At 46.6% G+C, this 10048-nt stretch carries 11 protein-coding genes; 2 read left to right on the top strand and 9 right to left on the bottom strand.

The features are described from left to right. Both ACWVCM_RS09060 and ACWVCM_RS09055 read left to right on the top strand, forming a co-directional pair. On the top strand, positions 1-992 hold a 992-nt coding region (locus tag ACWVCM_RS09060), incomplete at its 5' end, for a GGDEF domain-containing protein (protein ID WP_455201416.1). Continuing rightward, the gene (locus tag ACWVCM_RS09055; protein ID WP_455201415.1) at positions 989-2998 is read left to right on the top strand and encodes a hydantoinase/oxoprolinase family protein; all 2010 of its coding nucleotides are present in this window, start codon (positions 989-991) and stop codon (positions 2996-2998) included. The genes ACWVCM_RS09060 and ACWVCM_RS09055, both read left to right, overlap by 4 nt. Before the next feature lie 61 nt (positions 2999-3059). Here ACWVCM_RS09055 and ACWVCM_RS09050 read toward each other — a convergent pair whose 3' ends face one another. From ACWVCM_RS09050 to ACWVCM_RS09010, 9 genes are all read right to left on the bottom strand, one after another. Beyond that, complete coding sequence (locus tag ACWVCM_RS09050; protein WP_455201414.1) at positions 3060-3506, bottom strand: NUDIX domain-containing protein; 447 nt, start codon at positions 3504-3506, stop codon at positions 3060-3062. 24 nt (positions 3507-3530) lie between these two features. Further along, positions 3531-4889 carry a magnesium transporter gene (gene mgtE / locus ACWVCM_RS09045; protein WP_455201413.1) on the bottom strand — a complete coding sequence of 453 codons (1359 nt, stop codon included), beginning with the start codon at positions 4887-4889 and terminating at the stop codon, positions 3531-3533. A gap of 129 nt (positions 4890-5018) precedes the next feature. Further along, a complete protein-coding gene (locus ACWVCM_RS09040) occupies positions 5019-5288 on the bottom strand; it encodes an HPr family phosphocarrier protein (protein WP_455201412.1) in 270 nt (89 codons plus the stop codon). A gap of 9 nt (positions 5289-5297) precedes the next feature. Then, a complete protein-coding gene (locus ACWVCM_RS09035) occupies positions 5298-5696 on the bottom strand; it encodes a PTS sugar transporter subunit IIA (protein ID WP_455201411.1) in 399 nt (132 codons plus the stop codon). After that, positions 5693-6547 carry an RNase adapter RapZ gene (gene rapZ / locus ACWVCM_RS09030; protein ID WP_455201410.1) on the bottom strand — a complete coding sequence of 285 codons (855 nt, stop codon included), beginning with the start codon at positions 6545-6547 and terminating at the stop codon, positions 5693-5695. The genes ACWVCM_RS09035 and rapZ overlap by 4 nt, the downstream gene beginning before the upstream one ends. After that, the gene (hprK, locus tag ACWVCM_RS09025; RefSeq protein ID WP_455201409.1) at positions 6544-7491 is read right to left on the bottom strand and encodes an HPr(Ser) kinase/phosphatase; all 948 of its coding nucleotides are present in this window, start codon (positions 7489-7491) and stop codon (positions 6544-6546) included. The genes rapZ and hprK overlap by 4 nt, the downstream gene beginning before the upstream one ends. Before the next feature lie 27 nt (positions 7492-7518). Continuing rightward, a complete protein-coding gene (gene ptsN / locus ACWVCM_RS09020; protein ID WP_455201408.1) occupies positions 7519-7983 on the bottom strand; it encodes a PTS IIA-like nitrogen regulatory protein PtsN in 465 nt (154 codons plus the stop codon). 379 nt (positions 7984-8362) lie between these two features. Continuing rightward, the gene (gene hpf, locus ACWVCM_RS09015) at positions 8363-8686 is read right to left on the bottom strand and encodes a ribosome hibernation-promoting factor, HPF/YfiA family (protein WP_455201407.1); all 324 of its coding nucleotides are present in this window, start codon (positions 8684-8686) and stop codon (positions 8363-8365) included. Positions 8687-8905: 219 nt separating this feature from the next. Continuing rightward, positions 8906-10048: RNA polymerase factor sigma-54 (locus ACWVCM_RS09010; RefSeq protein WP_455201406.1), on the bottom strand; the 1143-nt coding region annotated here is incomplete at its 5' end.

The following is a 10048-nucleotide window of genomic DNA, read 5'->3' as shown; positions in this document are numbered from 1 at the left end:
TGGTTGGATTGTCAGAAGCGGATCACGCTATCGCGGGTCGTTTACAGCAGGAAGTGATCGTTCCTCGGTTTAACGCTATTGTTGACCTGTTTTTTGACCGGCTGTTGCAGATATCTGAAGTGCGTGAGATGCTGCATAGTAATGAACTGGTCGATGCCGAGCGTAAGAATCAATCCAGATTTCTCTTGAGCCTGGGTATGGGCTTCGACAGCCTGAGTTATTTCGAAGACAGGTTGCGGGTTGGTGTTGCGCATAGTTCGGCTGGTTTACCCATTAGTTTATATATTTGCGCATTTCAGTTATTGATTCAAAGCATAATAGAAAATTTCCCCGATACCTTGCGTAACAATACTGGGGATTACCAGGCTTTTATCCGATTTTTACTGAAGATTACGAGCCTGGACATGTCATTGGCAATCGACACGTGTTTTATCAATCAATTAAAGTCGTTTGAACAGTCCCTGGACGGAATGCAGGTACTGGCGTCGCATCTAGAAAAACATGCCGTAACCGATTCTTTGACGGGTATGGTGAATCATGAACATGTATTCAGTGAACTACAACAAGCTATTGTAAAAGCGCAAGCGGAACAGGCGCCTTTATGCGTGGTAATGGCGGATATCGACCATTTTAAAAGCGTTAATGATAATCACGGACATCTCGCGGGCGATGGAGTTTTAAAAGAAGTCGCCAGCCGTATTAAGAATTCTTTACGTGGTTTTGATATTGTCGGTCGCTATGGCGGTGAAGAATTTCTTCTTATTTTGAACCGCGCCGATTTACCCACAGCCCGAATGGTGGCAGAACGGATACGCTCTCGTATTGCGGCAACACCTATCGATTTACCGGAAACACTGCTGGACGTAACCATCAGCATGGGTGTTGCTTTAGTAAAATCAGATGAAGATGTTAATTCCCTGGTAGAACGTGCAGACAAGGCCCTCTATAATGCAAAAGAAAATGGAAGAAACCAAGTTGCGTTGGCCGAATGATATTATTAGGAATTGATACCGGGGGTACCTTTACCGACTTCGTTCTGGTAAAAGACCATCAACTCACCGTTCATAAAGTACTTTCCACACCCCACGCACCGGAACAGGCAATTTTACAAGGCATCGATGAGCTGGGAATTGATGCCGGAATTTCCGGCGACCTGTATATCGTGCATGGATCTACAGTTGCCACTAATGCCGTACTGGAAGGCAAGGGGGTGCGTACGGTTTATATTACTAACCGCGGTATGCGCGACATTCTTACCCTCGGGCGCCAGGCTCGCCGTGAGCTATATAACTTGCAACCTCAGCCTGTTCCGCCACCAATACCCAGAGAGTTGTGCCTGGAAACCGGTGGACGTATCGGCGCCAATGCGGAACTGATAGAAGCGTTGACTTCGGATGACCTGGTACAGTTAAAACAACAGTTAAATGATCTGAAGCCTCAGGCGGTTGCCATAAACCTGTTATTTTCCTATTGCGATGACCAGTACGAAAAAGCCATTGCTGCGGTTATTCCAGAAAATATTTTTGTTTCGAGATCCTCTGAAGTGCTACCGGAAATCAAAGAATATGAACGCGGTATTGCCACCTGGTTGAATGCTGCCGTGGGTCCGATCATGCAGGGTTATTTACAACGCTTAAGCGATGGCGTGAGCCAACGAATTCCTGATACAGCGTCTCATCATTCTCATATATCTGTGATGCAAAGTTCCGGCGGCACAATCGACGCAAAACAAGCGGCAAAGCAGTCAGTCCATATGCTGTTGTCCGGACCTGCGGGTGGGATGGCTGGGGCGCAATTTGTTGCATCATGTTCTGGTCTATCGCGGTTACTAACCTTCGATATGGGGGGCACGTCCACCGATGTGGCGTTAATCGATGGAGAGTTGCAGTTAAGTAACGAAGGACATATTGGCTATTATCCAGTGGCTGTGCCCATGGTGGATATGCACACAATAGGGGCAGGGGGAGGTTCGATAGCGCGAGTTGATGAAGGCGGGCTGTTACAGGTGGGACCGCAATCAGCGGGCGCTAATCCTGGCCCAGCCTGCTATAACCAGGGCGGTATCCAGGCCACCGTTACCGATGCAAATCTGGTTCTGGGGCGCCTGCGTCCCGATGCGTTTCTTGGCGGCCAAATGTCTTTAAACATGGATGCAGCAAGAAGCGTAGTAAAAGCGCTGGCGGACCAGTTGGGATTGGGTATTGAGACTATGGCGCAAGGTATTATTCGTTTGGCAAACGAACACATGGCGCGGGCGCTACGTGTCATGTCGGTTCAGCGAGGACTTGATCCGCGACATTTATCACTGGTTTCATTTGGTGGCGCGGGTGGTTTGCATGTCTGTGCACTGGCTGACGCCTTATCCATGCGTGAGGCCATGGTTCCGGTGCAGGCAGGTGTGTTATCCGCTTTGGGTATGCTGGTAGCACCGCGGGCTCGGCAGTTATCACGGAGTTATAGCGGCCTGGTGAACGACATCAGGGAACATGAGATTCTCGATGTTTTTAATGAATTAACCGATAAAGGTAAACTGGCTTTACGCGAGGAAGGATTGGGCGAAGATGAAATTCATGTCGCCCCTAGTGTGGATGTGCGATACAAAGGTCAGTCTTATACCTTGAATATCCCCTGGCTAGGCAAACAGAAAACCATGGATAGTTTTCATTTTAGCCACGAAGAGCGCTATGGGCACCGCCTGGAGCAAGCCATTGAAATTGTAACAGCCCGGGTGAAGGTTCAGGGAAAATCTCAAAGCATTAGCTCGTTTGAACAGTTTTTAGTAAATAATAGCCAGGCGGAAACTTTACAGGCTGTCGAAGCCCAATTATTTGGTATCGATGTGCCCGTTCCCGTTATTCAACGCAGTGCATTGCCGCGTGATGAAATATTAAACGGGCCGGCGCTAATTACAGAAACCGTGTCTACTACATTTATTGATGTTGACTGGCAATGCCATGCAGATCGAACAGGCAATTTGATTCTGCATAAGGCTGAATAGATTTAGCCCCTGTTAAAATAGCATATACAGGTATGTGCCTCGTTGAGCGCGGGTAAGCCAGTTATTTGTTTAAGGCAGGCCGAATACCTTTTTCTTTAAAACGAAGATAATCATTAAGTATTTGCTGGTGATCAAAGACCAGATTACCGGGCGGTTCAGTCGCATTACACAGTTGCAGGTTGGCGGCATCATCTTGTGCTTTTGCTTGCCCAGAGGCCTGGGCGATAAATACAGCGCTAACCGTATGGCCGCGACTGTCTCGTTGTGGATCAGAATAAACGCCCAGCAACTGGGTTAACGTGACATCCAGACTGGTTTCTTCTTTGGCCTCGCGGATGGCGGCAGCTTCTACAGATTCCCCGATATCAACAAAGCCACCGGGTAAGGCCCAGCCATAAGGCGGATTCTTACGTTCTATCAGTACGATGTTATGATCTGCCCGGTCCACCATCTCGATGATGATGTCTACAGTGAGCAATGGGGTAGCAGGTTTGAAAGTTTTCGACATGTTGAAAGCTGGTTGCTAACAATTTTATACAATAAATAAGGCGGCCATTCCCAGGAAAGCCAGGAATCCCACAACGTCAGTAACGGTCGTTAAAACCACACCGCCTGCCAGCGCGGGATCGATGCCTATTTTACTTAACAATAGCGGTATCGTGGCGCCAGCCAATGCGGCAACTATTAAATTCACCAGTATTGCCGCTGCGATAATTGCGCTCAGTTGTATATCGTCAAACCAGAGCAATGCAATAATTGCCACAATCAATGCCCACGTCATGCCATTTAATATGCCGACTGCAAGTTCCTTGTTCAATAAACGTCGGGCATTGGATTTTGCAACCTGCCCCGTGGCAATCCCGCGAATCACTAATGTTAAAGTTTGGCTGCCTGCGATTCCACCCATGCTGGCAACGATAGGCATTAGCACTGCCAATGCCACCAGTTTCTCAATGGTGTCTTCAAACTGTCCGATAACCCACGATGCCAGTACGGCCGTTAATAGATTAATGCCCAGCCAGACAGTGCGACGCCGGGAGCTTCGTACCACGGGTGCGAACATGTCGTCTTCTTCACTTAAACCAGCCATACTCAACAGGGAGTGATCGGCTTCATCGCGAATGACATCCACCACATCGTCGATAGTGATACGGCCCAACAGTTTATGGTCCAGATCTATTACAGGGGCAGATACCAGATCGCGTTGTTCAAACAGGTTGGCAACTTCGCGTGCCGGCATATCAGCTGGTATTGCTTCAGCATCGCGGGACATGATTTCCGATACGGTGGTGCTGGCATCTTTGGTTAACAGATCTGTCAATAACATGCTGCCCAAAAACTTGCCTTCACGGCTGACCACGATAAGATTGTCCGTCATCTCCGGAATTTCACCCAATATACGCAAATAGCGGATCACAACATCCAGGGTTAAATCCTCCCGTACCGTGATGGTATCAGTATTCATTAAACCGCCTGCGCTGTCCTCCGGATAGGACAAAACAGCTTCTAGCCGTTGGCGATGTTGTTCGTCCAGTGAATGTAATACCTGTTGAGTAACATCCTCTGGCAAGTCAACAATGATGTCTGCCAGGTCATCAGTTTCATAGGACTGTGCTGCAGCAATCAGTTCGCTTTCGTTAGCGTCCTTGATAAGTTGGGTGCGTATTTCATCGTTGACGTGAAGGAGTATATCGCCGTTGACTTCAAGGTCGATAAGTGCCCAGACTTTTTCCCTGTCTTCGCGTGGCAGGGATTCCAGCAGGTGTGCAATTTCAGCAGGATGTAGCTCATCAAGTTTCTCAACCAACTGTTCCGCGTCACCTTCACGAATCAGCTCGAAAAAGGCCTGTAGTCGTTCGGAACTTTGTTCCTGGCTATTGGAGTCTGGCATCGGGATACCCTGGGTTGATCTGCAGGGAGTGTACCCTATTAGATGTGCAAAAGCATCGGAACCCGGGTATTTACCCGTTAAATAGATTGTTATGGATGCAGAAAGGCGCAAGCCCGTAGGGATAGGGTACTATTCGTCTTCACCGAACCGGTTGGCTATCAGTTTTTGAATTTTCTCAAGGGCAAGTATTTCATCTTCGCCTTCAACGCTGACAGTAATCTGGGTATTTTGACTGGCAGCCAGCATCATGACACCCATGATGCTTTTGCCATTGACAGTTTTATCATCTTTGGCGACACGAATATCGCTGTTAAACGAAGAAGCCAGGGAAACAAACTTTGCCGCCGCACGTGCGTGTAACCCCAATTTATTAATGATGGTTAATTCCTTACTGATCATTTTTAATAATTATGCATTTTTCTTTAGCGTAACGACCACGCCTTCACTACCACCACGTGATGCTTTATCTACGAGTTCTTCCAGGCTCAAGTTAGGATAATTGAGTACGCGCATCAACATGGAAAGGTTTAAACCGGTCACAACGACTGCTTTCCCTTCATCTACTAACCGGTGAGCAATATTGCTGGGTGTGGCACCATACAGATCTGTCAGGATCAACACACCTTCACCATGATCCAGCATTTCCACATAATGTTTCGCTTCTTTATAAATAACGTCGGGATTTGCGTCAAACGGAACACTTAAGGACTTGGTTTCCAGCGGGCACACGCCAAGGATAGTTTTGATAATCTGCAAAGACAAATCACCAAAATTTTCATGCGTAATTAGCAGTAATCCGACAGTCATTCCATGTCCCTGTGTCGAATATGCGTATTATTATGGACCTTTTTAAGTGTCTCAGCCAGCCGATGTGCCAAATAAACGGAGCGATGCTGCCCGCCGGTACAGCCTATTGCAACCGTTAAGTAGCTACGGTTTTCCGCTTCAAATCGAGGCATCCAGGTTTCCACAAATTTTTTGATGTCTTCAAACATTTCGTCTACTACTTCGTGCTGTTGCAGGTAGTCGATTACCGGTTGATCCAGTCCGGTGTGGTCGCGTAATGCAGGTTCCCAATGAGGATTGGGCAGGCAGCGCGCATCAAATACAAAATCAGCGTCGGTCGGCGCTCCGTGCTTGAAGCCAAAGGATTCAAACAATAAGGACAGGTTTTGCCCAGTGGAACCCGTCATGCGTTCTTTAATCAGGTCTCGCAGTTGATAGATATTGGTACGACTGGTGTCGATATATAAATCCGCACGTGATGCGATAGGCTCCAGCAACTCCCGCTCTTTTTTAATCGCTTCGGCAAGCGGTATTTCATTCTCCGTTAACGGGTGTTTACGGCGGGTTTCACTAAAGCGTTTTAACAGGATATTATCTTCGGCGTCCAGGAAAATGATTTCCACTATCACGCCTTTGTTTTTTAACTGTTCCAGAATATAGGAAAATCGGGGTAGCTCATTGGGCAAGTTTCGTGCGTCAATGCCGATGGCAGCGTGGGGGATAGAATCATTGGACGCCTGGGTCTGTTCAGCAAACGCAGGTAGCAATCCGACAGGCAGGTTGTCGATACAATAATAGTCAAGGTCTTCCAGGACGTGCAGAGCGTTACTTTTACCGGACCCGGATACACCACTTATCACTACTAACTTCATTGGTCTTCAGATTCCATTAATTGTTTTTGTTTGTGCATGAAGTCGAGCGACGCATTATACCCAGACTGTAACTGAATGTATTGTCGGGTCGCAGCCTCGACCAATACGGCGAGGTTTCGGCCAGGTGCGACAGGGATCATTACTGCCTGAACTTCCGCATCCAGCAACGTGATGGTGTCATAGCTGCCACCCAGTCGGTCCAGGTGGTTGATTTCCTCATCTTCAATAGATTTCAATTGCACGATCAGGCGCAAGTTCTTGGAAGGTTTAATTGCTGAATCGCCAAACATTTTTTGAACATTAATAACGCCCAGACCACGAACTTCCAGAAAGCCTCTCAAAATAGCCGGGCAGTGACCACGAATTGTATCAGGCCCGATGCGCGAAAACTCCGGTGCATCATCGGCAATTAGACGATGTCCGCGATTCACAAGTTCCAGTGCCAGTTCACTTTTACCAATACCGCTTTTACCGGTGAGCAAAACCCCCAGCCCATGAACTTCCATAAATACACCGTGCAATATGGAGGACTCGGCTAATTTATATTCCAGGAAATAATGCAGCCGATTTACCACTTTTTGGCTATCGAGGGATGAATAGAGCAGGGGGGTATTGGTTTTCTCCGCCTTTTCGAGAATACTTTCGTCGGCCGTTAAATCATCAGCAATAATGACTGCCGCGGGCAGGTTGCTAAATACCTGCTGGATCACATCATGGTAGGAGTTTTTCCCAAGGCCATTGAGATATTTGAACTCCCATTGACCCAAAACCTGAACTTGATTGGGGTGAATGGCGTTGAGGTGGCCTACCAGTGAGGCACGTGCCAACGCTGTTTCTTCGCGTTTAAGACTGCGATCCTTGCCACCCTGGCCCGCGATCCATTTTAGCGATAGTTTGTGTCGATGAAATTCAAACAGCGTTTGGGTAGTGACTTTGTCGGACATTACCGTGCACGTTTTAAAGGTTGCCGTTTAGTTAGCTTTCTTCCAGGTACTTAATAGATTATAGATAGCTTGGCTGTCTTTAGTAGCACGTAATTGAGATCTAAATTCCTCGTCACTAAACATTTCGGCCAATTGGGCCAATAATTGCAGATGTTCTTCGGTTGATTGCTCGGGCACCAGGAGCGCAAACAACAAATCGACTTCCTGTTTGTCGGAAGCATCAAAATCGACGCCCTCATGAAGCTGAACGAAAGCGGCAATGGCATGGTCGGTGTTTTTAACGCGGCCATGGGGGATAGCGACGCCGTAGCCAATCCCGGTACTGCCCAGCCGCTCACGGGCAATCAGGCTATCAACGACCTCTTGCGGTGCCAGGGTATCTGATGAATTGCTGACAAGCATGTCACTAAGTCGCTCCAGCACTCTTTTTTTACTGGAGGCGTCAAGATCGCAAACGACGCGGTCGGGGGAAATAATGTCAGAAATGTTCATAACCAACTTAATACTTATAACGACTCAATTGGTATTATCAAACCCATAGAACATGAGTTATAGACCATAATACCCAATAAACAAGCGTGTTGTTACTCCTTTAGATTTATTATTTTTTTATAACTACTTATAGCGCGCTTATACAGTTAGTTCAAAAAAATGGACTCACTTTATTGCTTAATGTCGAAGTACGTAACCCACCTTTCCTGTCAAACCGCCAACTGTGATGTGATAAGCGAAATTAACGTTAAGTAAGGTGGCTTAATTCGAATTGCGCGCTATTTTCCCTCAAAAATTCCTAAGCGTAAATCTTTTTAAGCCACCTTGCGGATCTATTCATTTAATATAATTAGACCGTGCTGTTATTGCATTGTTCGTGCTAAATTTGTGCCCTTTTATTGGTGCCATCACCACGGTGATGGTTAGTCGCTTTCTCTTTGCGCTTGATGATTTGTCGATCGAGCTTATCGACCAGCGCATCAATGGCTGCATACATGACTTCATCTTCGGCGTAGGCAAACAGGTTTTGGCCATTTACGGGTACGGTAGCTTCTGCTTTTTGTACCAGCTTCTCTACACTGAGGATAACATCGATATTTGAGACTTGATCGAAATGGCGTTCTAGTTTTTCTAATTTGGAGGTAACATAATCACGGAGAGCTTCAGTTACTTCAAGATGGTGGCCAGCAATATTTACTTGCATAGAAAGGTCTCCTTTATACATACGGCTTTTGGTTCAACGGGAAACAGTGAAGGAACACGATCACTGCAGACAAAACTTGGAAGAGGTACATTTTTTTTATCATTTACTATAGAACTTATCGAATTTGTCGTAAAAGACGATGACTTGTGTCAACTATCGGCAACAAACAGTAATAATTATAATTTTTAGATAACTACCTGTATTCTTTACATTAAATAATCACATTAAGCGTTTGCGTTCATTGGATGGCGGTATCGCCATCGCTTCACGATATTTTGCTACCGTGCGTCTGGCCACATTGATGCCCTGCTTTGCCAGCATATTCGCCAGCTTGTTATCGCTCAGCGGTTTATTGGCTTCTTCTGCGGCGATCAGTTTTTTCAACATAGCGCGAATGGCAGTTGCCGAGCATTCACCACCGCTAGCAGTACTCACATGGCTGGAGAAGAAATATTTCAGCTCATAAATGCCCCTGGGTGTATGCATGTATTTCTTGGTGGTGACTCGGGAAATAGTGGATTCGTGCATATCAACGACTTCGGCAACATCATGCATGACCAGTGGTTTCATGGCTTCATCACCATATTCCAAAAATGCCCTTTGCCGTTCAACAATACATTTTGCCACTTTTAGCAGGGTTTCATTACGGCTTTTTAAACTCTTCAGGAACCAGCGCGCTTCCTGTAAATGGTTTTTCAGAAACGAGGTATCACTGCTGCTGGTATTGCTGCCCTGAGCCATCCCTGCATACAGCGAATTAATCGATAGCCTTGGAGTAACCTCGGGATTTAATTCCACTCTCCAGATGCCTTTGATCTTGCGCACAAACACATCGGGAATAATGTACTCGGGCTGACTATCGGTAATCTGAGAACCAGGGCGTGGATTTAACGACTGGATCAACAAAATGGTTTGCTGTAATTGTTCTTCTGATAAACGCATACGACGCATCAACAACACATAGTCGCGATTACCCAGCAATTCGAAATAATCGTTGACGACTGTTTTGGCTTCTTCCAGCCAGGGAGTATTGGGATCGCAGGCATTTAATTGCAATTGCATGCATTCACGTATATCACGCGCGCCAACGCCGGGTGGATCAAAGTTCTGTATTCGCCTTAATACCGATTCAACTTCATCAAGTTCGACTTTTTCCTCGTCCTCTTCAGCGTTCTCGTTCAGGCTTTCACAAATATCGTCGAGGCTTGAGGTGAGATAACCATTATGGTCAATAGAGTCAATGATGGCAGTGGCAATGGCTTCGTCTGTTTCGCTAAACGGCGTTAGTAATAATTGCCATTCAAGATGTTGCGCCAGGCTTTCTTCAGTATTACCGGATTGTTCATAGTTGCGCTGGTCGGA

Source organism: Kaarinaea lacus (genome assembly GCF_975902315.1).
The sequence above is the reverse complement of the archived record's forward strand: the minus strand, read 5'-3'. Positions and strand labels throughout refer to the sequence as shown.

Bases quoted from the DNA above. Each gene is read 5' to 3' on its own strand.
- ACWVCM_RS09055 (WP_455201415.1), top strand. From the start codon at position 989: ATGATATTATTAGGAATTGATACCGGGGGTACCTTTACCGACTTCGTT.
- ACWVCM_RS09050 (WP_455201414.1), bottom strand. From the start codon at position 3,506: ATGTCGAAAACTTTCAAACCTGCTACCCCATTGCTCACTGTAGACATC.
- mgtE (WP_455201413.1), bottom strand. From the start codon at position 4,889: ATGCCAGACTCCAATAGCCAGGAACAAAGTTCCGAACGACTACAGGCC.
- ACWVCM_RS09040 (WP_455201412.1), bottom strand. From the start codon at position 5,288: ATGATCAGTAAGGAATTAACCATCATTAATAAATTGGGGTTACACGCA.
- ACWVCM_RS09035 (WP_455201411.1), bottom strand. From the start codon at position 5,696: ATGACTGTCGGATTACTGCTAATTACGCATGAAAATTTTGGTGATTTG.
- rapZ (WP_455201410.1), bottom strand. From the start codon at position 6,547: ATGAAGTTAGTAGTGATAAGTGGTGTATCCGGGTCCGGTAAAAGTAAC.
- hprK (WP_455201409.1), bottom strand. From the start codon at position 7,491: ATGTCCGACAAAGTCACTACCCAAACGCTGTTTGAATTTCATCGACAC.
- ptsN (WP_455201408.1), bottom strand. From the start codon at position 7,983: ATGAACATTTCTGACATTATTTCCCCCGACCGCGTCGTTTGCGATCTT.
- hpf (WP_455201407.1), bottom strand. From the start codon at position 8,686: ATGCAAGTAAATATTGCTGGCCACCATCTTGAAGTAACTGAAGCTCTC.